The following is a 26323-nucleotide window of genomic DNA, read 5'->3' as shown; positions in this document are numbered from 1 at the left end:
GCCTTACAACGTCATGGCCGCCAGCCAGCCGAACGCCAGCAATGGCAGGTTGTAATGGATAAAGGTAGGGACCACGGTGTCCCAGATGTGGTGGTGCTGGCCATCCACGTTCAGCCCGGAGGTCGGGCCCAGGGTAGAGTCCGACGCCGGCGAGCCGGCGTCACCCAGGGCACCGGCAGTGCCGACGATGCATACCGTGGCCAGCGGATCGAAGCCCAGTTGGACGCACAGTGGCACGAAGATCGCAGCCAGGATCGGCACGGTGGAAAACGACGAACCGATGCCCATGGTCACCAACAGCCCCACCAGCAGCATCAGCAAGGCACCTACGCCCTTGCTGTGGTCGATCCACTGTGCCGAAGCCTGCACCAGGCTGTTCACCTCGCCCGTGGCCTTCATCACTTCGGCAAAGCCCGAGGCGGCGATCATGATGAAGCCGATCATGGCCATCATCTTCATGCCTTCGGTGAACAGGTCGTCGGTGTCGCGCCACTTGACGATGCCCGACAACGAGAAGATCAGAAAGCCGACCATGGCGCCAATGATCATCGAATCGAGCAGCAGTTGCACGATGAACGCGGCGGCAATCGCCAGCCCGGCCACCAGCAGCGTCACTGGGTTGTACTGCACGCCTACCTGCTCCACCTGGGCAATGCGTGCCAGATCGTAGTCGCGTTTCTTGCGGTAGCTGATGAACACCGCCAGCAACAGGCCGACAAGCATGCCGGCAGCCGGGATCGCCATGGCGTGGGTGACATTGACGCCACTCACATCGACACCGGCGCGGGCAACGTTGGCCAACAGGATTTCGTTGAGGAAAATGTTGCCAAAGCCCACCGGCAGGAACATGTAGGGGGTAATCAGACCGAAGGTGATGACGCAGGCGATGAGCCGCCGATCGATGCGCAGGCGGGTCAGTACATACAGCAGCGGCGGCACCAGCAGCGGGATGAAGGCGATGTGAATGGGCAGGATGTTCTGCGACGACACCGCCACCGCCAGCATCAGGCCGATCATCAGCCACTTGAGCTTGCCAGCATTGGCATGGCCCTGGCGGTCGATCATGGCCAGGGCGCGGTCGGCCAGGGCATGGGCCAGGCCGGACTTGGCGATCGCCACGGCAAAAGCGCCCAGCAATGCATAGGACAAGGCCACCGTCGCCCCGCCACCGAGGCCGCCGTTGAAGGCCTTGAGCGTGCCTTCCATACCCAGGCCACCGGTCAGGCCACCGACGAGGGCGCCAATGATCAGGGCGATGACCACGTGCACGCGGGACAGGCTGAGTATCAGCATGATGCCGACCGCGGCGATCACTGCATTCATGGTGGGCTTACCTCTTTACGACAGAAAAAAGCGCGAACTCTGAAGCAGTGGGCGGCAGATGTCAAAAATGCCAGGTTGCGGCGGATGTCACCGGCGACAAATTTAAATTGAATGTTTGAATAAAGAAAAATCCTACAGCGCCGATACGTTGATGTTGGGGCCACTTGCCTGCCCCTACGACCTGCACACCCTGCCCAAAGCCATAACCCTTACTGCATCAAAAAGGGAACCGCCCCATGCCTTTGCGACAACTCTCCATCCAGTGGAAGATCACCCTGCTCGCCGGTCTCTGCCTGGCCAGCATCGTCACCCTGCTCGTCGGCCTGTCGCTGTACCGCATGGACCACAGCTCGGACCTGGTCAAGGCCAGCAGCATGCAGATGTTGACCGAAGCGGCGCAGTCGCGCATCGAGTCGCAAGGTGAAGTGCAGGCGCTGAACATTCGCCGCCAGTTCATGGACGCCTACCAGTACGGTGCCGGTTTCGCCCGCCAGGTGCTGTTCCTGCGCGAACAGGCCGAAAAGCGCTTTCTCGATGCCTTCGACCTGCGCGAGGACATGACGCGCCAGGTCCGCGCCGCCTTGCAGGCCAACCCCGACCTGCTTGGCCTGTCACTGGTGTTCGAGCCCAATGCGCTGGACAACAAGGACAACCTGTTCGCCGACAAACCGGAACTGGGCAGCAACGAGACCGGGCGCTTCGCCCTGTACTGGTCGCAGCCGCGTGCCGGCCAGCTGACGGCCATGGCACTGCCTGAACATGACATGGCCAACACCGAGATCGGCCCCAGTGGCCAGCCGGCCAACACCTGGTGGGTATGCCCGCGCACTACCGGCAAGGTGTGCGTGGTGGAGCCGTACTTCTATGCCATCGACGGCCAGCAAGTGCTGATGACCAGTATCGTTTTCCCGCTGACGGTCAATGGCAAGATCATCGCCACGCTGTCCATCGACATCAACCTCAACAGCCTGCAGGCACTCAGCGAAGAGGCCAGCCGCAACCTGTACGAGGGCCGCACCCGGGTCGGCATTCTCAGCCCGGTCGGCCTGCTGGCCGGCTACAGCGCCGACGCCAGCAAGCTGGCCCAGCGCGTCGACCAGGTCGAGCCGGCCCATGGCGCCGAACTGGTGCGCAGGCTGGCCGCTGGCAAGCTGAGCATCCTGCATGACCAACAGCGCCTGAAAGTGCTGGCAGCGTTCCGGCCAATCCCTGATGCCCAGCCTTGGGGCGTGTTGCTGGATGTGCCGGAAAATGCCCTGACCGGCCCCGCGCAAGCGCTGAAGCAGGAACTGGACACCCTGAACACCAGCGCCACCTTGCTGGAGCTCGGCCTGGGCCTGGCTGCCGCGATCGCCGGCCTGCTGCTGGTATGGCTGATGGCGCGCGGGGTGACCCGGCCGATTCTTGGCGTGGCCGCCATGCTCAAGGATATCGCCAGCGGCGAAGGTGACCTCACCCGGCGCCTGGCCTACCAGAAGCAGGACGAGCTCGGTGAACTGGCCGGCTGGTTCAACCGTTTTCTCGACAAGCTGCAACCGACCATCGCCGAGGTGAAACGCTCGGTGCAGGCCGCCCGTGGTACCGCCGACCAGTCTTCGGCGATCGCGAGCGAAACCAGCGCCGGCATGGAGCAGCAGTACCGCCAGGTCGACCAGGTAGCCACCGCTTCGCACGAAATGAGCGCCACCGCCCAGGATGTGGCACGCAGCGCCGCCCAGGCCGCCCAGGCGGCACGTGATGCCGACCAGGCCACCCGGGAAGGCCTGGCGGTGATCGATCGGACCACCAGCAGCATCGACGCCCTGGCCGCCAACATGAGCGATGCCATGGCCGAGGTCGAGGGCCTGGCACAGAACAGCGAGAAGATCGGTTCGGTGCTGGAAGTGATCCGTTCGATTGCCGAACAGACCAACCTGCTGGCGCTCAACGCCGCCATCGAGGCGGCGCGCGCCGGCGAGGCCGGCCGGGGCTTTGCGGTGGTCGCGGATGAGGTGCGCAACCTCGCCCAACGCACCCAGGAGTCGGTGGAAGAAACCCGCCAGGTGATCGAGGCGCTGCAGAACGGCACCCGCGAAGTGGTCGGCGCCATGGACCAGAGCCACCGCCAGGCGCAGGGCGGTGTCGAGCAGGTCGGCCAGGCGGTGACCGCGCTGCAGCGCATCGGCCAGGCGGTAACGGTGATCACCGACATGAACCTGCAGATTGCCTCGGCCGCCGAGGAACAAAGCGCAGTGGCCGAGGAAATCAACAGCAACGTGGCCACCATACGTGACGTGACCGAATCGCTGTCAGGCCAGGCCAATGAGTCAGCCCGGGTCAGCCAGTCGCTCAATAGCCTGGCCAACCAGCAGCAGGCGCTGATGGACCAGTTCCGCGTCTGAACCGTCGGGGGCGCCAATGGCCCACCGGAGCCGCCCAACCTCGTCGTCTACACTTGCCGCACTGTCGACGACGAGGTGTACATGAAAACAATCCCCGCGCTCCTGGCCGGGCTGCTGCTGACGGTTGGCCTGGCCAGCACCGATAGCGCAGCAGCGGCCGAACAGCCAGCCCCCATTCACTTCGGCGCCATCGGCTGGGAAAGTGGCGCACTCACCACCGAGATATTGCGGCTGATTGTCGAGCGCGGCTACGGCTACCCCACCGACACCCTGCCCGGCAGCACGGTCAGCATGGAGGTGGCGCTGGCACGTAACGACCTGCAGGTCATCGCCGAGGAGTGGGCCGGGCGCAGCCCCGCCTGGGTCAAGGCCGAGCAGGCCGGCCAAGTGTTCGCCCTGGGTGACACGGTAAAAAATGCCGAAGAAGGCTGGTGGGTGCCGGCCTATGTGATCGAGGGCGACCCTGCCCTTGGCATCAAGCCCAGTGCCCCCGAGCTGCGACAAGTCGAGGACCTCACGCGCTACCCGCAGGTGTTTCGCGACCCCGAGTCGCCCGGCAAAGGCCGCTTCCTCAACAGCCCCAGCGGCTGGACCTCCGAAACCGTGAACAGCCAGAAGCTCAAGGCCTACGGTTTGAATGAGCTGTACACCAACTTCCGCAGTGGCTCCGGTGCCGCCATGGATGCTGAAATTACCTCGGCCATCCGCCGTGGCCAGCCCGTGCTGTTTTACTACTGGAACCCTACCCCACTCATGGGCCGTTACAAGCTCGTACGCCTGCAAGAACCACCATTCGATGCCAACGCCTGGGCCACCCTCACCGATGCGAGCAACCCCAACCCGCAAGGCAGCCAGTCGCTACCGGCGAAATTGTCGATCGGGGTGTCCAAGGCTTTTCGCGATGGCTACCCGGACCTTGTGCGCGCCTTCGAGCAGGTCGACTTGCCAATCCAGCGCCTGAACCAGGCGCTGGCGAACATGAGCGAAAAGCGCACCGCACCGCGCGAGGCCGCGCTGGCCTTCCTGCGCGATAACCGCGAAGTATGGAAGGCCTGGCTGCCCGCCGATATCGCGGCCAAGGTCGAGGCCAGCCTGTGAGCGGCGGTTTTCCTCAAGCCTTGCAGTTTTCCATCGCTGACGGCGTCAACCGCGTGGTCGACTGGCTGGTGTTGCACTACGGCGACCACTTGCGCAGCGTGTCCGACCAGTTGCTGCAGGTGCTGGTCGGGCTGGAGAACCTGCTGCGCCTCGTGCCTTGGTGGCTGCTGCTGGCGATGGTCGGCCTGCTGGCCTGGCACGCCAGCCGCAGCCTGCTGCGCAGCGTGGTGCTGGTAGCCCTGCTGGCGCTGATCGGCATGCTCGGGCTGTGGGACAAACTGCTGCAGACCCTGGCCTTGGTGCTGGTGAGTACGGGTTTGTGTGTACTGGTTGGCGTGCCGCTGGGCATCCTGCTGGCCGCCCGGCCACTGGCCAGGCGGTTGTTGCTGCCGGTTCTGGATGTGATGCAGACACTGCCGGCGTTCGTGTACCTGATCCCGGTGCTGATGCTGTTTGGGCTGGGCAAGGTGCCGGCAGTATTCGCCACCCTGATCTACGCCCTGCCACCCTTGGTGCGCCTGACCCAGCTGGGCCTGAGCCAGATCGACCCGTCGTTGCTCAAGGCCGCCCACGGGCTGGGCGCCAGCCGCTGGCAGCGGTTGCGGCGCATAGCCCTGCCGCTGGCGCTGCCCAGCATCATGGCCGGGCTGAACCAGTCGGTGATGATGGCCTTGTCGATGGTGGTGGTCGCGTCGATGATAGGCGCCCGCGGCTTGGGTGAGGATGTGCTGGCCGGTATCCAGACCTTGAACGTGGGCCAGGGTGTGGAAGCCGGGCTGGCGATCGTTGCCCTGGCCATGGTCATCGACCGCATCAGCCAGGCCTACGGGCGCGGTGCACGCTGAACGGCGCGGCGGGGCCGCTTGACCGCGTACCCGCCGGCCCCGGCTCAGCCCAGGAACAGTGTGTAGGCCGGGTTGTCGGTCTCATCCCAGTACTGGTAGCCCATGGCATCCAGCGCCATTGGCAAGCCCGCCAGCTCTTGCGCCGGCACTTCCAGGGCGGCGAGCACCCGGGCCTGGGCCGCGCCATGGTTGCGGTAATGGAACAGGCTGATGTTCCAGTGCTTGCCCAAGCGCTCCAGAAAGCCCAGCAACGCCCCTGGCCGTTCCGGGAACTCGAAGCGCAGCACCCGCTCAGTAGCCCCCGGGGCGGCATGACCGCCCACGGTATGGCGCACATGCAACTTGGCCAACTCGTTGTCGGTCAGGTCCTGTACGCTGTAACCCTGCCCAGCCAGGCTGGCCAGCAGTTGTTTGCGCGGGTCGTGCACCGGGTGGGTCTGCACCCCGACGAACAGGCGCGCCTGCTGGCCGGGGTAGTAGCGGTAGTTGAACTCGGTGATCTGGCGTTTGCCCAGGGCCTGGCAGAATGCCCGGAAGCTGCCGGGTTGTTCCGGGATGGTCACTGCAATGATTGCCTCGCGCTGCTCGCCGAGTTCGGCGCGCTCGGCCACATGGCGCAAACGGTCGAAGTTGACGTTGGCGCCGGAATCGATCGCCACCAGGGTCTGCCCTTGTGCACCGTGCAGCGCCACATACTGCTTGATCCCGGCCACCGCCAATGCCCCGGAAGGCTCGGTGATGGAACGGGTGTCATCGTAGATATCCTTGATCGCCGCGCACAGCTCGTCACTGCTCACCGTCAGCACCTCGTCGACGAAGTGCCGGCACAGCTCGAAACAATGCGCGCCGACCTGCGCCACCGCCACCCCATCGGCAAAGCTGCCCACCTGCGGCAGGACCACCCGCTCCCCCGCTGCCATGGCCGCTTGCAGGCAATTGGAGTCGTCCGGCTCGACGCCAATTACTTTAACCTCGGGGCGCAGGTACTTCACGTAGGCGGCGATACCGGCGATCAGGCCACCGCCGCCCACCGGCACGAAGATGGCGTCCAGCGCACCCGGGTGCTGGCGCAGTATTTCCATGGCCACCGTACCCTGGCCAGCGATGACATCGGGATCATCGAACGGCGGCACGAAGGTGGCGCCGGCCTGGTCGGCCAGTTTCAGGGCATGGGCCAGGGCATGCGGGAAGCTCTCGCCGTGCAACACCACATGGCCACCCCGTGAGCGCACCCCCTCCACCTTCAACGACGGTGTGGTGGTGGGCATGACGATGGTGGCCTTCATGCCCAGGTGCGCAGCGGCCAGGGCCACGCCTTGGGCATGGTTGCCCGCCGACGCCGTGATGACCCCGCGCTCGCGTTGCGCGGTGCCAAGCCGCGAAAGGCGGGTGTAGGCACCGCGGATCTTGAACGAGAAAGTCGGCTGCAGGTCTTCACGCTTGAGCAACACCTGGTTACCCAGGCGGGCAGACAAGGCCGGGGCAGCTTGCAGCGGCGTTTCGATAGCCAGGTCGTACACCGGCGCGGCAAGAATGCGCCGCACATGCTCCGACAGCAGTTGCTGGGGGGTTGCTGGGGTACGGGGGGTGCTGAAGCTGGTCATCGATGACTCCTTGGCGTTTTTACGTTGCCCAGGAGTCAGAGAGAAAAAACCCGCCTCCAGGGCGGGTTCGGTGCACGTACGCGCTAGCCCGCCAAGCTGATAATGGCGGTAATAATAATGGCGTTCACGTGCGGACAGGTGTTCATAGGCCAGGAACTTAGCCTGCCGCGCAGGCCCACGTCAACACTTGGCTTGCTGCGCCGACAGCGGCACATCGAACACTTTGTCGAAGCCCCACTGGAACACGAAGGCGTAGACGAAGAAGAACACGAACAGTGCCAGGTTGGTGAGCAGCGCCGCCCAGAGACTGACGTTCAGCCAGTAGGCCACCAGCGGCAGCAGGATCAGCACCAACCCCCCCTCGAAGCCCAGGGCGTGCAGCAGGCGCCGGGTGAATGTACGTTCACGCTGCTGCTGGCGCGCCTCCCAGCGCTCGAACACCCAGTTGTAACCCATGTTCCAGCTCATGGCGATGCCTGACATCAGCACCGACAGCACCGTGGATTGCGCCATGCCGGCGCCGAACGCCAACTCCAGCGCCGGGGCCACGCAGGCGACGGCGATGGCCTCGTAAAGAATGGCCTGGACGATCTTGCGTGCCTTGCCTTGCATGTTCTGCTCCCTGGCTATAAGAGCTGTAAACCTACAAGAACTGGCCAAGAAGAAAAAGCCTGTACGCGCCTGCCGCCTGCTAACGGGCAGGCAAGCGGATGCGCAACTGCGCACCGCCCAGCGCCGACTGTGCGACAGTCAACGTTCCGCCCTGGCCCTCGATCGCCCGCCGGCTGATCGCCAAGCCCAGGCCAAACCCCCCGGTGTTCCGGTCACGGCTGCGGTCCAGCCGGTAGAACGGCTGGAAGATCCGCTCCCGCTCCGCCACCGGAATGCCGATACCGTCGTCTTCCACCGTCAGCAGGCACGCGCCGTCCTGGTCCAGGCACAAGCGCAGCAACAGGCTCTGGTCACAGTAGCGCATGGCATTGCGCACCAGGTTCTGCACAGCCCGGGCGGTGAGCCGCGGGTCGAGCACAAAGCGGGGTAGCTCGCCTTCGGCGCGAACTTCCCACTGGATGCCGCGGCCATCGAGCTCCTCGGCGAAGCCCCCCAGCACGCTGTCGACCAGTTCCAGCAACGACACCTCGACCCGCTCGCGGGCCTGGTCGGCGTTGTACAGCCGGCTGTACGACAACAATTCCAGCACCAGCTCATCCAGCTCGCGCACATGGCCAACCAGTTCCAGCAAGCGCTTGCGGCTGGCTGGCGGCACTTCGTCGAACAACAGCACCAGGCCGAAGTCGAGCCGGGTCAACGGCGTACGCAGCTCGTGCGACACCGCATTGAGCAGCTCGCGTTGCTGGTTGACGTGCCGCTCAAGGTCGCTGGCCATGGTATCGAACACCCCGGCCAGCTCGCCGATGTTGGAGTGCGGCGAGATGTGCGTACGCTCGGCCATGTGCCCCTGGCCCAGGCGCCGTGCGGTTTCCTTCAGGCGCTCCAGGTCACGCCAGTGCGGCCACACCCACAGCAGCAGGCAGCCGAGCATGGCGGCACCGATCAAGACGGTCACCCCCCAGGACAATACGTTGATGTCGAGCGGGTCCGGTGGCGAATGCAGCTCTACCAGCCACTGCTTGTCCAAAGGGGCCAGCACGGTTTTGTAATAGCCCCACTCGCCAATGCGTACCGCGTGCAGCCCCTGCGCCAGGCGCGCCTGCTCCTGGTCGCTCAGGCCCGCGCGGTCCATGGGCAACAGCTGCAATTGCAGCGGTGCGAAATCACCGGCCAGTTCCTGCGCCACCGTTGGCCACTGCTCGCGCGGCGCCTGGCGGAACTGGCGCACGACCATCGACTGCACACCCTTGGCCTGGTCCAGGTTGTAGGCCATGAACCGGTCATGGAACAGGCCGACGATACTGTCGGGAATAAGCAGCAGCGCACCGGCATAGGCAATGATGATCACCAGGTACAGCCGCACCAGGATCTTGAGCATGGCCGGTCAGCACTCCCACTCGACGCGGCTGAACAGATAGCCCTTGCCCCAGACGGTCTTGATCTTGCGCGCTTCACCGGCGTTGTCGTCGAACTTGCGCCGCAGCTTGGAAATGGCCACGTCCACCGAGCGGTCAGTACCATTGAATTCGATGCCCCGCAGTTGCTGCAGGATGCGGTCGCGGTTCAGCACTTCGCCGGCATTGCGCGCCAGCACCACCAACAGGTTGTACTCGCCGCTGGACAGCTCCACTTCGTCGCCGCGCCAGCTGACCGTGCGTTCGGCCAGGTCGATGCGCAGGCCGCCGATCACGATCAGGTCGTGGTCCAGCCGTGGCTCGTTGACACTGCTGCGGCGCAGCAAGGTACGCACCCGCGCCAGCAGCACACGAGGCTCGCAGGGTTTGCTCACATAGTCGTCGGCACCCATTTCCAGGCCCAGTACCTGGTCGTGGCTGTCGTCACGGGCGGTCAGCATCAGGATCGGCAAGCCTTGCGATTCCTGGCGCAACAGGCGGCAGACCTGCAGGCCATCGAGGCCTGGCAGCATCAGGTCAAGAATGACCAGATCGGGCTTTTGCCGGCGGTACTCGTCCAGCACATGATCGCCGCGGGCGATCACCTGCACATGAAAATCGTTGCGTTGCAGGTAGCTGGCAATCAGCTCGGACAGGGCACTGTCGTCTTCGACCAGGAATAGGTTCGGCATAGGCGGATCTGGTTGTGGGTTGAGTGGGGCTGGGCGGCACGTTAGCAGGCAGGATATAGAACAGCGCGGCAGCATCGGCTTTTTCTTCACACTTTTTCACACTCGCCCTACAGCTGTTAACAGCCGCGCAGCCCGCGCCTGCCGTAGCATACACAGGCTAACCCTCGGAAGATCCGTATGCCTACTACCCTCCCCCGGCGCCTGCCCATTCTGGCGCTGCTGGCGCTGCTGAGCCTGCCATTGGCCGGCTGTGACGGCAGCACCGAGCAAGACCAACAGGCGCCCACCCCGCAAGTACGGGTGGAAACCCTGCAACTGCAGCCCTTGGCCATCAGCAGCGAACTCAGTGGCCGCATCCTGGCCCCGCGTACCGCAGAAGTCCGCGCGCGGGTCGCCGGCGTGGTCCTCAAGCGGGTGTACCGCGAAGGCAGTGACGTCAAGCAAGGCGATGTGCTGTTCCTGATCGACCCGGCGCCGTTCAAAGCCGACCACGACAGTGCCCGCGCAACCTTGGCCAAGGCCGAAGCCACACACTACCAGAGTCGCCTGCAAGAGCAGCGCTACCGCCAGCTGGTCGACGTCAAGGCGGTCAGCCGCCAGGAATACGACAATGCCAAGGCCAGCCTGCTGCAGGCCGATGCCGCCGTAGCCGAAGCCAAGGCAGCACTGGCGCGCGCGCGCCTCAACCTCGGCTATGCCACGGTCACCGCGCCCATCTCCGGCCGCATCGGCCGTGCCCAGGTCACAGAAGGCGCGCTGGTCGGGCAAAACGAGAGCACCCCGCTGGCGACCATTGAGCAACTGGACCCGATCCACGCCGATGTCACCCAGTCCACCCGCGAGCTCAATGCCCTGCGCCGCGCCTTGCGCGCGGGCGAGCTGCAGCAGGTGGGCGACGGTCGGGCCCGGGCGACGCTGATCCAGGACGACGGCAGCGCCTACCCACTGCCGGGCAAATTGCTGTTCTCCGACATCAGCGTCGACCCCAGCACCAACCAGATCACCCTGCGCAGCGAGTTCCCCAACCCGGACCTGGACCTGTTGCCCGGCAGCTATGTGCGCGTGCGCCTCGAGCAGGCCGTGCAACCCAATGGCCTGAGTGTGCCGCAGCGCGCCATCCTGCGTGACAGCGCCGGGGTGCCCAAGGTACTGGTGGTCGACCAGCAGGCACGGGTGAGCGAGCGCGAGGTGGTGCTGGGCAATACCCAGGGCGACCGCTGGATCGTCAGCGCCGGCCTGGCCGCTGGCGAGCGCGTGGTCATCGAGGGCCTGCAGCACGTCAAGGCCGGCGACCAGGTGCAGGTCGCCCCCAGCCCACAAACGCCGCCCATCGCACAGCACAACGGCCAGTGAGGGCCTGACCCATGCCGCAATTCTTCATCGACCGCCCGGTATTCGCCTGGGTGGTCGCGCTGTTCATCCTGCTGGCCGGTGCGCTGGCCATCCCGCAACTGCCGGTGGCCCAATACCCTAACGTGGCACCGCCGCAGGTCGAGATCTACGCCGTGTACCCGGGTGCCTCGGCAGCCACCATGGACGAAAGCGTGGTCAGCCTGATCGAACAGGAGCTCAACAGCGCCGACAACCTGCTGTACTTCGAATCGCAGAGCAGCCTGGGTAGCGCCACCATCACCGCCACCTTCGCCCCGGGCACCCACCCGGACCTGGCCCAGGTCGACGTGCAGAACCGCCTGAAGGTGGTCGAGTCCCGCCTGCCGCGCCCGGTCACCCAGCAGGGCCTGCAGGTCGAGAAGGTGTCCACTGGCTTTCTGCTGCTGGCCACTCTCACCTCCACAGACGGCAAACTCGACGAAACCGCCCTGTCGGACATTCTGGCGCGTAACGTCATGGATGAAATACGCCGCCTCAAAGGCGTCGGCAAGGCCCAGCTGTATGGCTCGGAACGGGCCATGCGCATCTGGATCGACCCGCGCAAGCTGGTCGGTTTCAACCTCACGCCCAACGACGTGGCCGACGCCATCGCCGGCCAGAACGCCCAGGTAGCCCCTGGCAGCATTGGCGACCTGCCCAGCCGCAGCACCCAGGAAATCACCGCCAACGTGGTGGTCCAAGGCCAACTGAGCACGCCGCAAGCGTTCGCCGCCATTGTGCTGCGCGCCAACCCCGACGGCTCCGTGGTCACCCTTGGCGATGTCGCCAGGGTGGAAGTCGGCGCACAGGAATATCAGTACGGCACTCGCTTGAACGGCAAGCCTGCCACGGCCTTCAGCGTGCAGCTGGCACCAGGCGCCAATGCCATGCAAACCGCCACCCTGGTGCGGGCGAAACTGCAGGACCTGGCGCGCTACTTCCCCGAGGGGGTCAGGTACGACATCCCCTACGACACCTCGCCGTTCGTCAAGGTGTCGATCGAGCAGGTCATCAGTACCCTGTTCGAAGCCATGCTGCTGGTGTTCGCGGTGATGTTCCTGTTCCTGCAGAACCTGCGCTGCACGCTGATCCCGACCCTGGTGGTACCGGTGGCACTGATGGGCACCTTCGCCGTGATGCTGGCGCTGGGCTTCTCGATCAACGTGCTGACCCTGTTCGGCATGGTGCTGGCCATCGGCATCCTGGTCGATGACGCCATCGTGGTGGTGGAAAACGTCGAGCGCATCATGGCCGAAGAAGGCTTGCCGCCCCGGCAAGCCACGCGCAAGGCCATGAGCCAGATCAGCGGCGCGATCATCGGCATCACCCTGGTACTGGTGGCGGTGTTCCTGCCCATGGCCTTCATGCAAGGGTCGGTGGGTGTGATCTACCAACAGTTTTCGGTCGCCATGGCGGTATCGATTCTGTTCTCGGCCTTCCTCGCCCTCAGCCTGACCCCGGCACTGTGCGCCACGCTGCTCAAGCCTGTGGCCAAGGGCGAACAGCATGCACGCAAGGGTTTCTTCGGCTGGTTCAACCGCCGTTTCGAGGGCATGAGCAATGGCTACCAGCGCTGGGTCATGCAAGCGCTGCAACGCAGCGGGCGCTACCTGTTGCTGTATGCGCTGCTGCTGGGGGTATTGGGCTATGGCTTGAGCCAGCTGCCCACGGCGTTCCTGCCCACCGAAGACCAGGGCTACACCATAACGGACATCCAGCTGCCGCCGGGCGCCAGCCGCATGCGCACCGAACAGGTGGCCGCCCAGATCGAGGCGCACAACAGTGAAGAACCGGGGGTCGGCAACACCACACTGATCCTGGGTTTCAGCTTCTCGGGCAGTGGGCAGAACGCTGCGCTGGCCTTCACCACCCTCAAGGACTGGTCCGAGCGCGGTGCCCAACACACTGCCCAGTCGATTGCCGAGCGCGCCAACCAGGCCTTCACGCAACTCAAGGATGCGGTGGCCTACGCCGTACTGCCGCCGCCCATCGACGGGCTTGGCGAGTCGACCGGCTTCGAGTTCCGCCTGCAGGACCGGGGTGGCATGGGCCACCGCGCGCTGATGGCGGCGCGTGACCAGCTTCTCGAGCAGGCCGCCAAGAGCAAGGTGCTGAGCAACGTGCGCGAAGCCTCGCTGGCGGAAAGCCCGCAGGTGCAGCTGGAGATCGACCGCCGCCAGGCCAATGCCCTAGGCGTGACGTTTGCCGATATTGGCTCGGTACTCGACGTGGCAGTGGGCTCCAGCTACGTCAACGACTTCCCGAACCAGGGCCGCATGCAGCGCGTGGTGGTGCAGGCCGAAGGCGACCAGCGCAGCCAGGTGCAAGACCTGCTGAACATGCATGTGCGCAACAGCAGCGGCAAGATGGTGCCGCTGGCCGCGTTCGTCCAGGCCAAATGGGTCAGCGGCCCGGTGCAGCTGACGCGCTACAACGGCTACCCGGCAGTGTCGATTTCAGGCGAACCGGCCGCCGGCTACAGCTCGGGCGAAGCCATGGCCGAAATCGAGCGCCTGGTCGCGCAACTGCCCGCCGGTACCGGCCTGGAATGGACCGGTCTGTCACTGCAAGAACGCCTGTCCGGCAGCCAGGCGCCGATGTTGATGGCGCTGTCGCTGCTGGTGGTGTTCCTGTGCCTGGCTGCGCTGTACGAGAGCTGGTCGATACCCACCGCAGTGCTGCTGGTGGTGCCACTCGGCGTGCTGGGTGCGGTACTGGCGGTAACCCTGCGCGGCATGCCCAACGACGTGTTCTTCAAGGTCGGCCTGATCACCTTGATCGGCCTGTCGGCGAAGAACGCCATTCTGATCATCGAGTTCGCCAAGCACCTGGTCGACCAGGGCATGGACGCCGCCGATGCCGCCGTACAGGCCGCCCGCCTGCGCCTGCGGCCGATCGTGATGACATCGCTGGCGTTCATCCTCGGCGTGGTGCCCTTGGCGATCGCCAGCGGTGCCAGCTCGGCGAGCCAACAGGCGATCGGCACCGGGGTTATCGGCGGCATGCTGAGCGCAACGCTGGCGGTGGTATTCGTGCCGGTGTTCTTCGTCAGCGTGATGCGGCTGGCTGGCACGCGCAAAACCGCAACGGCGGGCGAGGCGCTGCACGGCAGCCACTGAATGAGGGTCCCCAGGGACCCTCTGCGTTCACTTGCGGGGGCTGGTCTTGGCCTCGGACTCCCCGCGGAATCTGACGGCATCCTTCGGATCCTTGCCAGCTCGAAACTTGACCGTCATCGCCGCAGGTATGTTCAACGGCTTGCCAGATAGCGGGTCCCTGCCGACCCGCGCTGACCTTCGGACGGTCTCGAACTTGCCGAAACCCACCAAAGTGACAGGCGTGTGTGTGCTCAGCGACGCCTTGATCCCATCGATGAAGGCATCGACGGCCTTTTTGGCCATCGCCTGGCTGAGTACGGCGCGCGCTGCTACCTGTTCAATAAGTTGCGCTTTGTTCAATTGCCTTCTCCTTGGAATCTTGCTTGCCCTCATTGCGAGCGCAAGGCTGCTGCCCTATTCAAGGGAGAAGCAGCGGCGGGCACAACTGGCAAAAATGTCAGTGCCCTGGCCCCGCGTTCACGTCTGCTGGACATCCGCTGTCGTGCGTGTGAGGGTTGCCTGCGTACCTGCCTCGGACTTTAGCCAATGACTGAACAATTGCTCACCTGCTCCGCCCTGATCCTCGCGGGAGGCCGCGGGCAGCGTATGGGCGGCCGTGACAAGGGCCTGATCAGCTGGCAGGGCGAACCACTGGTGGCCGCTATCCACCGCGTGCTACGGCCCCTGACTGACGACCTGGTGATTTCCTGCAACCGCAACCAGCAGGCATACCGGGTGTATGCCGACCAGTTGGTGAGCGATGCCGACCATGACTTCCCCGGGCCGCTGGCGGGGGTGATTGCCGGGCTGAAGGTGGCGCGGCATGCATGGGTGGTGGTGCTGGCCTGCGATGCGCCACTGGTTGACCGCGCATTAATCGAAGACCTGCTGCGGGTTGCTGCGGCCAATGACAGTGCCGCGATGGCGCACCAGGGCGGCTACTGGCAGCCGATGTTCAGCGTACTGCCGCGCCGGTTGCTGCCGATGCTGGAGCAGGCCTGGGCCGAGGGTGAGCGGAGCTTGCAGAAGGCCCTGTTGCGCGCCAAGGTGCAAGCGCTTGAGTGCAGCGAAGACGATCGCCGCTTGAGCAACTTCAACAGCCCCGAGCTGCTGCAAGAACACGCACAATCTCGCTGATCGCCGGCCCGGCGCAGCGGCCCCCATCGCTTGTTGCGCTTACCGCTCGTCGCCCGAACGGCACCCAGCCCAGCTCACCAGGCCAAACGAATGACAGATCATCCGCACGATGGAGATATCCCATGATCCGCATTCGCCCGCTCTCTCTGTGCCTGGCACTGGCGCTGACCCCACTCGCTGGCACCAGCTTCGCCGCCACGGCCACCAACACCGACAGCCACCCACAAACCGACCAGTCAGGTGGCAAGACTGCTGGTGAGGGCAGCAGCGTCAACACCCCTGGCAGCGGCAAAAGCAATGACAGCAGTGACACCGGCAGCAGCACCGGTGCCGCCGATGGCGCCACGGGCGGCTCCAACAGCACCGGCGAGGCCACTGGCTCGGGTGCCGGCGCCAGCGGTGGCACCGCTGAAGATCAGGACAGCCGTTGACAGGGCCGTTTAACCATTCAGTACACAAATAAATGATTGAACACATAGTATTTATCCATTGAATGGCCCAGCCGAACTGCAGTAAGCTCGGGCTCATTCACTGGAGTGCCACATGCCAACACACATCCGCCATCTCGCCAACCACACCGGTCGCCAGCCGCGCCCTGTGCTGGCCGTTGCCGGCTGCGTAGCTCCAGCAAGCTATTACTTCGGGTATTGGTTTAGCCATTAGGCGCCGATACCTGCACGGCGCCCACCTTCGAGGGGCCGCCGAACATGAGAATACTCAAACCCCCGGTCGGCTCCCCGACCGGGGGTTTTGCGTTTCAGGCCTTTGAAAACCATCGATTCACATTGAGGACCGCTTCATGAACTACGCCACCTATTACTACGCCGACACCTACACCTGGCGATTTAGCCAATCCCGCTCGGGCCAGCCAGCCGCCTCCGATCGGTCTTGCACAGGTGGCAATGCAGCAGCCAACAGTAATTCAACGATCTGTCGAACACCTCGATAGGGCCGACCGCGCGGGCCAGCCCCCGCCGTCCGCCCAGGGAAAAATGCCATGCACGCCTCCAGCCTCGCCCTGCCCCTGACCCAGCCGCAAGCGGCCAACACCGCAGTCAGCAAACGCCTTCCCAGTGCGCACCTGCTCAAGCAGCAAATGCCGCTTGCCACTGACCTGGCCCAGCAAGTCCATGCCCACCGCCAGGCTATTCGCAACATCCTCGAAGGCCACGATCAGCGCCTGCTGGTGATCGTCGGCCCTTGCTCGATCCACGACCCGCGGGCCGCGCTGGAATACGCCGACCGCCTGGCCGCCCTCAGCCGCGAAGTCGATGACAAGCTGCTGTTGGTGATGCGCGCCTACGTCGAAAAACCACGTACCACGGTGGGCTGGAAAGGCCTGGCGTATGACCCGCACCTGGATGGCAGCGACGACATGCATGCCGGCATTGCCCTGTCTCGCGGGCTGATGCTGAGCATGATCGAGCGCGGCCTGCCCATCGCCACCGAGCTGCTGCAACCGCTGGCCGCGGGCTACTTCGACGACCTGCTGGCCTGGGCTGCGGTAGGCGCGCGCACCACCGAATCGCAGATCCACCGCGAAATGGTCAGTGGCTTGGCGCTGCCAGTGGGCTTCAAGAACGGCACCGACGGCGGTATTGCCGTAGCCAGCGACGCCATGCGCAGCGCTGCGCACCCGCACCGCCACTTCGGCCTGGACGCGCAAGGCCACCCGGCGATCATCGAAACCCTGGGCAACCCCGACACCCACCTGGTGCTGCGCGGCGGCCACAAGGGGCCTAACTACGATGCCCCTAGCATTGCCCTCGCCCGCCAGGCGCTGGCCAAGGCTGGCTTGCAGCCGCGGATCATGGTCGATTGCAGCCATGCCAACAGTGGCAAGGACCCAGCGCGCCAGCCTGCGGTGTTCAACGAGGTGCTGGCCCAACGCCTGAGCGGCGACCGCTCGCTGGTGGGCGTAATGATCGAAGGCCACCTGTTCGACGGTTGCCAGGCGCTGGGCAAGGGCGCCCTGAAATACGGCGTGTCGATCACCGACGGCTGCCTGGGTTGGGCCTCGACCGAAACACTGTTGCGCGAAGCCGCACAACAACTGTGAGCCGATGGTTGCAAGCCTGGCGAGACATACCCCGGACAAGTGCGCTAGGCTTGCACTTTTTACCCCAAGGAGCAGTACCCATGGCCCGTGCAACCGCCCGTCACATCCTCGTTGCCAGCGAAGACAAGTGCAACGAACTGAAAGCCCAGATCGAAGCCGGTGCCGATTTCGCTGAAATCGCCAAAGCCAACTCCACCTGCCCGTCCAGCCGCCAGGGCGGTGACCTGGGTTCGTTCGGCCCAGGCCAGATGGTCAAGGAATTCGACACCGTGGTCTTCAGCGCACCTGTCAATACCGTGCAAGGCCCGGTAAAGACCCAGTTCGGCTACCACCTGCTGGAAGTCACCAGCCGTCAGGACTAAGCAGCCAACAGCTGTTGATGCCCCCGGTGGCAGCGGGTTCACACGCGAATACGTCAGCTCAGGCAACGAGGCTGCATGCTCGGGCGTATTCGCGGGGTAACCCGCTTTTGCACGGGTTGTGGTGCCTGTTGCTGCTTTGTTTCGCCCCCGATGCCCTGGCCGCCCCCACCCATGCCCTCACGGTGTACGGCGAAGCCCCCCGCTACGGCGCCAGTTTCCAGCATTTCGACTATGTGAACCCCAGTGCCCCCAAGGGCGGCATGCTGCGCCGCTCGGCCATCGAAATTGGCCAGTTCGACCATATCCTGCCGTACATCGACAAAGGCATTGGCGTCAGCCAGGTCGATGGCCTGTTGTTCGCACCCTTGGCCGTGCGCTCATTCGACGAGCCCTACACCGTCTATGGGCTGATCGCCAGGCGCATGGAACGTGGCCCGGAGGACGCCTGGCTGCGTTTCGATATCGACCCACGGGCGACCTTCGCCGACGGCAAGCCGGTACGCGCCGAAGACGTGCGCTTCACCTACGAATTGCTGATGAGCAAAGGCAGCCTGACCTACCGCACCCAGTTCGCCGACGTCAGCGCGGTGACCGTGGAAGGCCCGCGCAGCATCCGCTTCGACTTCAAACCCGGGCACGGCCGTACCCTGGCGCTGGACCTGGCCAGCTTGCCCGTGCTACCCGAACACGACTGGCAGCAACGCGATTTCGCCAACGGGGCCGGCTTCGACAAACCGGTCGGCAGTGGGCCCTACCGCATCGGCCAGATCGACAATGGCCGCAGCATCACCTTCGAGCGTGACCCCACCTGGTGGGCCCGTGACCTGCCGGCCAACCGTGGCCGGTACAATTTCGCCAAACTGCGCATCGAGTACTTCGGCGACACTGAGGTGGCGCGCCAGGTGCTCAAGGGCGGGGGCTACGATTACAACCGCGAGTTCTCCGCAACCGCCTACACCCTGGGTTACAACGGCGCCACACTGGACGACGGCCGCCTGCAGCGGGCCCACCTGGGCCCAGGCAAACCGCAGGTCGCCCAGGGCTTCGTGTTCAACCTGGACCGGCCGCAGTTCAAGGACCGCCGTGTACGTCAGGCACTGGGCATGCTCTGGGACTTCGAGTGGAGCAACCGGCAGATGATGCGCAACCTGTACATCCGCCAGCAGAGCGTGTTCTCCAATACCCCGCTGGCCGCCCGCCAGCTACCCGATGCCGGCGAGCTGAAACTGCTCGAACCGCTGCGTGGCCAGGTGCCGCAGGAAGTCTTCGACCACGTGTTCACGGCGCCGGTCACTGACGGCTCGGGAATCATCCGCGCCCAGCAGTTGCAAGCCCTGGCCCTGCTGCAGCAGGCCGGCTGGCATGCCGATGGCGACCGCCTGGTCAACCGCGAAGGTGAGCCACTGGCGTTCACCTTCCTCAACGGCCAGGCCGGCATGGAGCGCCTGTTGTTGCCCTGGAAGCGCAACCTGGCACAGATCGGCGTTACCCTCAACATCCGTAACGTCGACTCGGCGCAGTACGTCAACCGGCTGATGGCCCGTGACTACGATATGGTCGTGACCGGCTACCCGGTGACGCTTTCACCGGGTGCCGAGCTGTACAACTACTTCGGCTCGGCCGCTGCCCACGACCCCGGTTCGAACAACCTGATGGTGCTGCAGGACCCGGCCGTCGACCACCTGATCGACGGCCTGGTACGCGCTGCCAGCGAGGCCGACATGCTGCGCCACGCGCACGCCCTGGACCGGGTGCTGCAGTGGAATTACTACTGGATCCCCAACTACTACCCGCCAGGCAGCTCCACCGTCTGGTGGAACCGCTTCGGCTTGCCCAAGGTTCAGGCCACCTACGATGAAGGCCTGGACACCTGGTGGGAGATCAGCCCAACCGCGCTGACCAATGAACAGATGGCCATACGCCGGAACGCCGCCCCATGACCCGCTACCTGTTACGCCGCCTGCTGCTGATCATTCCGACCTTGCTGGCGATCCTGCTGGTCAACTTCGTCATCGTACAGGCCGCGCCAGGCGGCCCGGTGGAACAAGCCGTGGCGCGCCTGCAAGGGATAGGCGGTGGCGCCCCCGGTGCGCGCTCGGAGGTTGTGCACGGTGAATCACGCGCCACCCGCGGGCTCGACCCCAAACTGATCGAAGAGATCAAGCGCCAGTACGGCTTCGACAAGTCTGCGCCCGAGCGCCTTTGGCTGATGCTGGGCCAGTATGCCCGGCTGGACTTCGGCAACAGCTTCTTCCGCGGTGCCAAGGTTACCGACCTGATCCTCGACAAACTGCCGGTCACCCTGTCGCTGGGCTTCTGGGCCACGCTGATCACCTACCTGGTGTCCATCCCTCTGGGCATTCGCAAGGCGGTGCGCCACGGTAGCCACTTCGATGCCTGGAGCAGCGCACTGATCGTGGTCGGCTACGCCCTGCCCTCGTTCCTGTTCGCCCTGTTGCTGATCGTGGTGTTTGCCGGCGGCACTTCAATGAACTGGTTTCCGGTGCGTGGCCTGGTTTCCGACAACTTCGACGAGCTGAGCCTGCTCGGCAAGGTGGCCGATTACTTCTGGCACCTGGTACTGCCCGTCTGCGCCTTGGTGATCGGCGGGTTCGCCACCCTCACCTTGCTGACCAAAAATGCCTTCCTCGACGAAATTTCGCGCCAGTACGTAGTCACCGCCCGGGCCAAGGGCCTGAGCGAGCGGCGGGTGCTCTACGGCCATGTATTGCGCAACGCCATGCTGCTGGTGGTGGCCGGGTTGCCACAGGCACTGATCAGCGTGTTCTTCGCCGGCTCGCTGCTGATCGAGGTGATTTTCTCACTGGATGGCCTGGGCCGCATGAGCTACGACGCCGCCGTGTCCCGCGACTACCCCATCGTCTTCGGCACGTTGTTCATCTTCACCTTGGCAGGGCTGCTGATCCGCCTGATCGGCGACCTGGCCTACACCTTGCTGGACCCGCGCATCGACTTCGACACGAGGGCACACTGATGTTGTCGCCTGTGGCGCGCCGGCGCCTGCAACGTTTTCGCCGCAACCGCCTGGGCTGGGTATCGCTGTGGGTATTCGCCGCCGTGCTGTCGCTGAGCCTGGGCGCCGAGCTGGTGGCCAATGACAAGCCGTTGCTGCTGGGCTACCAAGGCGAACTGTACGTACCGGCGCTCAAGCGTTATACCGAGCAGCAATTCGGCGGCCAGTTGCCGTTCCAGCCCGACTACCGCAGCGCCTACGTGCGCAAGCTGATCGAGGACCAGGGCGGCTGGATGCTGTTCGCACCGATCCCGTTCAGCGCCGACACCCCGAACTACGACTTGCAGGTCCCCACGCCCAGCCCACCGAGCAGCAGCAACTGGCTGGGTACCGATGACCAGGGCCGTGATGTGCTGGCCCGTGTGTTGTATGGCACGCGGGTGTCTTTGCTGTTTGCCTTTGCCCTGACCGTGATCAGCGTTGTCATCGGGGTGACGGCAGGCGCCCTGCAGGGCTACCACGGGGGCTGGGTCGACCTGTTCGGCCAGCGTCTGCTGGAGGTATGGTCCGGGCTGCCGGTGTTGTACCTGCTGATCATCCTCAGCGGGTTCGTCGAGCCGGATTTCTGGTGGCTGTTGGGGATCATGGCGCTGTTTTCATGGCTGACCCTGGTCGACGTGGTGCGGGCCGAGTTCCTGCGGGGGCGCAACCTGGAATACGTCAAAGCAGCCCGGGCGCTGGGTTTGCCAGACAGCCAGGTCATGCTGCGGCATATCTTGCCCAATGCCTTGAATGCCACACTGACCTACGTGCCGTTCATGCTCACCGGGGCCATCACCACGCTGACCGCGCTGGACTTCCTCGGTTTCGGCATGCCCGCGGGCAGCGCCTCGCTGGGGGAGTTGGTGACCCAGGGCAAGCAACATCTGGAGGCACCGTGGCTGGGCTTTACCGCGTTCTTTGCCCTGGCGCTGATCTTGTCGTTGCTGGTGTTCATCGGCGATGCCTTGCGGCAGGCGTTTGACCCGAAGGGCTGACGTTTCAGGCGAGGTGCCCGCGCGGGCAAACAACGTATTCAGGACTTTCTCCATGCACGACAGCGACAGCCTCAAGGACTACCCCCACGTTCGGCAACTGGCGATTCGCTCGCTGTTCGAGATCATCGAACAGTCCAGCGAAGGTACAGTGATCGTCGACCGCCAGGCGCGTATCGCCTGGATGAACGAACGCTACGCCCGGCGCTTTGGCCTGGCCGACGCGGCCAGCGCGATTGGCCAGCCCTGCGAAGCAGTGATCCCCGGTAGCCTGATGCGCGAGGTGGTGAGCAATGGCCGGCCTATCCTGCTGGACATGCTGGACACGCCGAACGAGCCGTTGGTGGTCATGCGCCTGCCTATCCACGACGACCAGGGCGCGCTGATCGGCGCCATCGGTTTTGCCCTGTTCGATCAATTGCGCAGCCTGTCGCCGTTGCTCAAGCGTTATTCGAGTATGCAGCAGGAGCTTGCCTCGACCCGCTCGCAACTGCGCGCCCGCCAGGCCAAGTACAGCTTTGCGCAGTTCGTTGGCAGCAGCGCTGCCAGCCTGGAAGCCAAGCGCCGTGCGCGGCGCGGTGCAGGCAGTGACTCACCGGTGCTGTTGCTGGGCGAGACGGGCACGGGCAAGGAGTTGCTGGCGCACGCCATCCACGCCGCCTCGGCCCGCGCGCACAAAGCGTTCGTCAGCATCAACAGCGCCGCCATCCCGGAAACACTGCTGGAGGCCGAGTTCTTCGGCACAGCGCCCGGTGCCTTTACCGGGGCGGACCGCAAAGGCCGCAGCGGCAAGCTGCAACTGGCCGAAGGCGGCACATTGTTCCTCGATGAGATCGGCGACATGCCGCTGGCCTTGCAAAGCAAGCTGCTGCGGGTGCTGCAGGAAAAGGAATACGAGCCGGTGGGGTCGAACCAGATGCTGCGCAGCGACGTGCGCATCATTGCGGCCACGTCCATCGACCTGCAGGCGGCCATGGCCCGCGGCGCATTCCGCGCCGACCTGTACTACCGGCTGAACGTGTTACCGATCGAAGTGCCCCCGCTGCGGCAGCGGCTGGAGGACCTGCCGGCGTTGTGCGAGGCCGTGCTGGCAGAGCTGGGCAGCCAGTACGAGCTGGAAACCGAAGCGCAGCAACTGCTGGCACGCCATGCCTGGCCGGGGAATATCCGTGAACTGCGCAACGTGCTGGAGCGGGCGACCTTGCTGGCCGATCAACCGCGCCTGGGGGTGGCAGACTTGCGTGCAGCGTTGGGGCCGTTGAGTCCGCTGTCGGCGGCACCGGTGCGCCAGACCTACCGCGAGGCGTGCGAGGCATTCGAGCGCTCACTGATCGCCGGGGCGTTGGCGGACCATGCGGGCAACGTGCCGCAGGCGGCAAAGGCGCTGGGGCTGGGGCGCTCTACCCTGTACAAGAAGATGGTGGCGCTTGGTCTCTGAGCAGAGACTTTTGTCTCTTTTTAGAGATAGCGGGACAAGCTCGGTTGTGCAGGCAGGCAGCGTGCAAATCTGGGAGGAGATGGTGCGTGCGCTTGAACAACAAAATCTCAAAACAGAGACTGAAACACTGCAAAAAATAAAAACTCTATGTAAATCAATAAGTTAAAAATTGGCACGATATCCGCTTTCTCCTGCAAACCGATAACAACAAGACTCACCCAGGAGACACCCGATGACCGTGCTCATCGCCCTTGCCGCGCTGGCCCTGCTGATGCTGGCCGCCTACCGCGGCTACAGCGTCATACTGTTCGCCCCTATCGCCGCCCTCGGCGCCGTTCTGCTCACTGACCCGTCCGCCGTTGCCCCCGCCTTCACCGGGGTGTTCATGGAAAAGATGGTGGGCTTCATCAAGCTGTATTTCCCGGTGTTCCTGCTGGGTGCAGTGTTCGGCAAGCTGATCGAGCTGTCCGGCTTTTCCCGCTCGATCGTGGCCGCTGCCATCCGCCTGCTCGGCACCCGCCAGGCCATGCTGGTGATCGTGCTGGTCTGTGCGTTGCTGACCTACGGCGGCGTCTCGCTGTTCGTGGTGGTGTTTGCGGTATACCCGTTTGCGGCCGAGATGTTCCGCCAGAGCAACATCCCCAAACGGCTGATCCCGGCCACCATTGCCTTGGGGGCGTTTTCGTTCACCATGGACGCCCTGCCCGGTACCCCGCAGATCCAGAACATCATCCCCAGCACCTTTTTCAACACCACCGCCTGGGCCGCACCCTGGCTGGGCCTGATCGGCACACTGTTCGTGTTCTGCACCGGCATGGCTTACCTGCAGCGCCAGCGCAACAAAGCCCAGCGTGCCGGTGAAGGGTATGGCACCGACTTGCGCAACGAACCGGAAACCGCTGCCGACCTGAGGTTGCCCAACCCCTGGTTGGCGATATCCCCGTTGATGCTGGTGGGGGTGATGAACCTGCTGTTCACCCACTGGATCCCGCAGTGGTACGGCGCCAGCCACAGCTTGCAACTGCCCGGCATGAGTGCCCCAGTGAACAGCGACGTGGCCAAGCTGACCGCCATCTGGGCGGTACAGGCGGCGTTGCTGGTCGGCATCCTGATGGTGCTGGCATGTGCCTTCGGCGCCATCCGCAGCCGTTTGGCCGAAGGTACCAAAAGTGCTGTCGGCGGCGCCTTGCTAGCAGCCATGAACACCGCTTCGGAGTATGGCTTTGGCGCAGTGATCGCCTCGCTGCCTGGCTTCCTGGTGCTGGCCGATGCCCTGCGCGGCATCCCCAACCCCCTGGTCAATGAAGCCATCACCGTAACCTTGTTGGCCGGCATCACCGGCTCTGCCTCAGGCGGCATGAGCATTGCGCTGGCGGCCATGGGTGACACCTTCATCGCCGCCGCCCATGCCGCCAACATTCCGCTCGAGGTGCTGCACCGGGTAGCGGCCATGGCTAGCGGCGGCATGGACACCCTGCCGCACAACGGCGCGGTGATCACCCTGCTGGCAGTCACCGGCCTGACCCACCGGGAAGCCTACAAGGACATTTTCGGTATTACCTTGATCAAGACCCTGGCAGTGTTCGTGGTGATTGCCACGTTCTACGCCACTGGCATTGTCTAAGGAGCATTGCATGACCCTCAACGGCAAGACTGCACTCGTGACCGGCTCGACCAGCGGCATCGGCCTGGGTATCGCCCAGGTACTGGCCCGGGCCGGTGCCAACATCGTACTCAACGGTTTTGGCGACCCGGCCCCCGCCCTGGCGGAAATTGCCCGGCATGGAGTAAAAGCCATCCATCACCCGGCCGACCTGGCCGAGGTCGCCCAGATCGAGGCATTGTTCGTCGCGGCCGAGCGCGAGTTCGGCGGCGTCGACATCCTGGTCAACAACGCCGGTATCCAGCATGTGGCCCCGGTCGAACGGTTCCCGGTGCAAAGCTGGGACAAGATCATCGCGCTCAACCTGTCGGCGGTCTTCCATGGCACACGCCTGGCGCTGCCGGGCATGCGCGCGCGCAATTGGGGGCGCATCATCAACATTGCCTCTGTGCATGGCCTGGTCGGTTCGACCGGCAAGGCGGCGTACGTGGCCGCCAAGCATGGCGTGGTGGGCCTGACCAAGGTCGTGGGCCTGGAAACCGCCACCAGCCCTGTGACCTGCAACGCCATTTGCCCGGGCTGGGTGCTGACCCCGCTGGTGCAGCAACAGATCGATGACCGTGCCGCCAGCGGTGGCGATGCGCTGCAGGCGCAGCATGACCTGCTGGCGGAAAAGCAACCTTCGCTGGCCTTCGTCACTCCGCAGCACCTGGGCGAGCTTGTGCTGTTCCTGTGCAGCGAGGCTGGTAGCCAGGTGCGTGGCGCTGCCTGGAACGTTGACGGGGGCTGGTTGGCCCAGTGACGCAGGCTCCCGTGTTGGTTGGCACCGGTTTTTGCCGGTGTTTGCCGCTAACGCGGCTGCTCGCTCATGCGCTATCAGCGGTGCGAGAGCACCGCCCACGGGGCTGGGTGAATGGCCACAAACGCGCAGCAATCAGGCATAATGCGCGCTTTTCGCCCCCCCCCCGAAGCACAGGTAATCCATGAAAGCTCAAGCCCGCCATATTCTGGTCAAGACCGCTGACGAAGCCGAAAAGCTCAAGCAGCGTATCGCCAATGGCGAGGCGTTCGACGTGCTGGCGAAAAAGTTCTCGACCTGCCCGTCCGGCAAACGGGGCGGCGACCTGGGTGAAGTCCGCCCAGGGCAAATGGTCGGCGCCATCGACCAGGTCATCTTCAAGAAGCCCCTGCGCGTGGTACACGGCCCGATCAAGAGCAAGTTCGGCTACCACCTGGTGCAAACCTTCTACCGCGACTAACGCACTGGCCCTGTGCCACCTGACATTTTTGCCAGTTGT

Annotated in this window: 22 protein-coding genes and 1 pseudogene; 17 read left to right on the top strand and 6 right to left on the bottom strand. The window is 64.6% G+C overall.

The features are described from left to right. Window positions 1-3 precede the first annotated feature (3 nt). Entirely contained in the window at window positions 4-1323 is a 1320-nt protein-coding gene (locus GEV39_RS10725; protein WP_173888856.1) for a Na+/H+ antiporter family protein, read from the bottom strand. Between the two features lie 236 nt (window positions 1324-1559). Between GEV39_RS10725 and GEV39_RS26510 the strand changes: the two are divergent. The 4 genes and pseudogenes from GEV39_RS26510 to GEV39_RS10710 all read left to right on the top strand — a co-directional run. Continuing rightward, a pseudogene (locus tag GEV39_RS26510) lies at window positions 1560-2846 on the top strand (methyl-accepting chemotaxis protein); the annotation flags it as partial. 102 nt (window positions 2847-2948) lie between these two features. Next, on the top strand, window positions 2949-3704 hold the full coding sequence (locus tag GEV39_RS26505) for a methyl-accepting chemotaxis protein (RefSeq protein ID WP_370593759.1): 756 nt from the start codon (window positions 2949-2951) through the stop codon (window positions 3702-3704). A gap of 81 nt (window positions 3705-3785) precedes the next feature. Then, window positions 3786-4802 (top strand): ABC transporter substrate-binding protein, encoded by a 1017-nt coding sequence (locus GEV39_RS10715; RefSeq protein ID WP_173888852.1) that lies wholly within the window; start codon window positions 3786-3788, stop codon window positions 4800-4802. Beyond that, the gene (locus GEV39_RS10710; protein ID WP_173888850.1) at window positions 4799-5647 is read left to right on the top strand and encodes an ABC transporter permease; all 849 of its coding nucleotides are present in this window, start codon (window positions 4799-4801) and stop codon (window positions 5645-5647) included. Before GEV39_RS10715 ends, GEV39_RS10710 begins: the two co-directional genes overlap by 4 nt. Window positions 5648-5691: 44 nt before the next feature. Here GEV39_RS10710 and ilvA read toward each other — a convergent pair whose 3' ends face one another. From ilvA to GEV39_RS10690, 4 genes are all read right to left on the bottom strand, one after another. Next, window positions 5692-7251 (bottom strand): threonine ammonia-lyase, biosynthetic, encoded by a 1560-nt coding sequence (ilvA, locus tag GEV39_RS10705; protein WP_173888848.1) that lies wholly within the window; start codon window positions 7249-7251, stop codon window positions 5692-5694. Between the two features lie 180 nt (window positions 7252-7431). Next, window positions 7432-7863, bottom strand: coding sequence for a PACE efflux transporter (locus GEV39_RS10700; protein WP_173888846.1), 432 nt, complete (start codon window positions 7861-7863; stop codon window positions 7432-7434). Between the two features lie 79 nt (window positions 7864-7942). Beyond that, window positions 7943-9241, bottom strand: coding sequence for an ATP-binding protein (locus GEV39_RS10695; RefSeq protein WP_173888844.1), 1299 nt, complete (start codon window positions 9239-9241; stop codon window positions 7943-7945). Window positions 9242-9247: 6 nt separating this feature from the next. After that, window positions 9248-9949 carry a response regulator gene (locus GEV39_RS10690; RefSeq protein ID WP_173888842.1) on the bottom strand — a complete coding sequence of 234 codons (702 nt, stop codon included), beginning with the start codon at window positions 9947-9949 and terminating at the stop codon, window positions 9248-9250. 177 nt (window positions 9950-10126) lie between these two features. Between GEV39_RS10690 and GEV39_RS10685 the strand changes: the two genes are divergently transcribed. Then, window positions 10127-11302 carry an efflux RND transporter periplasmic adaptor subunit gene (locus GEV39_RS10685; protein WP_173888840.1) on the top strand — a complete coding sequence of 392 codons (1176 nt, stop codon included), beginning with the start codon at window positions 10127-10129 and terminating at the stop codon, window positions 11300-11302. A gap of 11 nt (window positions 11303-11313) precedes the next feature. Next, window positions 11314-14439 carry a multidrug efflux RND transporter permease subunit gene (locus GEV39_RS10680; RefSeq protein ID WP_173888838.1) on the top strand — a complete coding sequence of 1042 codons (3126 nt, stop codon included), beginning with the start codon at window positions 11314-11316 and terminating at the stop codon, window positions 14437-14439. Between the two features lie 27 nt (window positions 14440-14466). On the opposite strand, the gene GEV39_RS10675 is transcribed toward GEV39_RS10680, so the two are convergent. Then, window positions 14467-14778, bottom strand: a complete 312-nt coding sequence (locus GEV39_RS10675; RefSeq protein WP_173888837.1) for an HU family DNA-binding protein — start codon at window positions 14776-14778, stop codon at window positions 14467-14469. 186 nt (window positions 14779-14964) lie between these two features. Between GEV39_RS10675 and mobA the strand changes: the two genes are divergently transcribed. From mobA to GEV39_RS10620, 11 genes are all read left to right on the top strand, one after another. Next, window positions 14965-15555, top strand: coding sequence for a molybdenum cofactor guanylyltransferase MobA (mobA, locus tag GEV39_RS10670; protein ID WP_173888835.1), 591 nt, complete (start codon window positions 14965-14967; stop codon window positions 15553-15555). 122 nt (window positions 15556-15677) lie between these two features. Next, entirely contained in the window at window positions 15678-15986 is a 309-nt protein-coding gene (locus GEV39_RS10665; protein WP_173888833.1) for a hypothetical protein, read from the top strand. A gap of 566 nt (window positions 15987-16552) precedes the next feature. Next, entirely contained in the window at window positions 16553-17614 is a 1062-nt protein-coding gene (locus tag GEV39_RS10660) for a 3-deoxy-7-phosphoheptulonate synthase (protein WP_173888831.1), read from the top strand. A gap of 80 nt (window positions 17615-17694) precedes the next feature. Beyond that, entirely contained in the window at window positions 17695-17976 is a 282-nt protein-coding gene (locus GEV39_RS10655) for a peptidylprolyl isomerase (protein ID WP_009686645.1), read from the top strand. An 11-nt stretch (window positions 17977-17987) separates the two neighbouring features. Further along, window positions 17988-19916: an extracellular solute-binding protein gene (locus GEV39_RS10650; RefSeq protein ID WP_457254935.1), complete on the top strand. Its 1929-nt coding sequence runs from the start codon at window positions 17988-17990 to the stop codon at window positions 19914-19916. Further along, window positions 19913-20971: a microcin C ABC transporter permease YejB gene (locus tag GEV39_RS10645; protein ID WP_173888829.1), complete on the top strand. Its 1059-nt coding sequence runs from the start codon at window positions 19913-19915 to the stop codon at window positions 20969-20971. Before GEV39_RS10650 ends, GEV39_RS10645 begins: the two co-directional genes overlap by 4 nt. After that, window positions 20971-21987, top strand: a complete 1017-nt coding sequence (locus GEV39_RS10640; RefSeq protein ID WP_173888827.1) for an ABC transporter permease — start codon at window positions 20971-20973, stop codon at window positions 21985-21987. Before GEV39_RS10645 ends, GEV39_RS10640 begins: the two co-directional genes overlap by 1 nt. A 52-nt stretch (window positions 21988-22039) precedes the next feature. After that, window positions 22040-23422: a sigma-54 interaction domain-containing protein gene (locus GEV39_RS10635; protein WP_110678397.1), complete on the top strand. Its 1383-nt coding sequence runs from the start codon at window positions 22040-22042 to the stop codon at window positions 23420-23422. A gap of 232 nt (window positions 23423-23654) precedes the next feature. Continuing rightward, entirely contained in the window at window positions 23655-25046 is a 1392-nt protein-coding gene (locus GEV39_RS10630) for a GntP family permease (RefSeq protein WP_009686639.1), read from the top strand. Between the two features lie 10 nt (window positions 25047-25056). After that, window positions 25057-25827 (top strand): 3-hydroxybutyrate dehydrogenase, encoded by a 771-nt coding sequence (gene hbdH / locus GEV39_RS10625; RefSeq protein WP_173888825.1) that lies wholly within the window; start codon window positions 25057-25059, stop codon window positions 25825-25827. A 181-nt stretch (window positions 25828-26008) separates the two neighbouring features. Next, window positions 26009-26284, top strand: a complete 276-nt coding sequence (locus tag GEV39_RS10620; protein ID WP_009686637.1) for a peptidylprolyl isomerase — start codon at window positions 26009-26011, stop codon at window positions 26282-26284. Window positions 26285-26323: the final 39 nt, after the last annotated feature.

The sequence above is a fragment of the Pseudomonas sp. NY5710 genome (assembly GCF_013305665.1).
In the GTDB taxonomy this organism is placed as follows: Bacteria; Pseudomonadota; Gammaproteobacteria; order Pseudomonadales; family Pseudomonadaceae; genus Aquipseudomonas; species Aquipseudomonas juntendi.
Note: the sequence above shows the minus strand (reverse complement) of the source record. Positions and strands in the feature narration are given on the sequence as shown.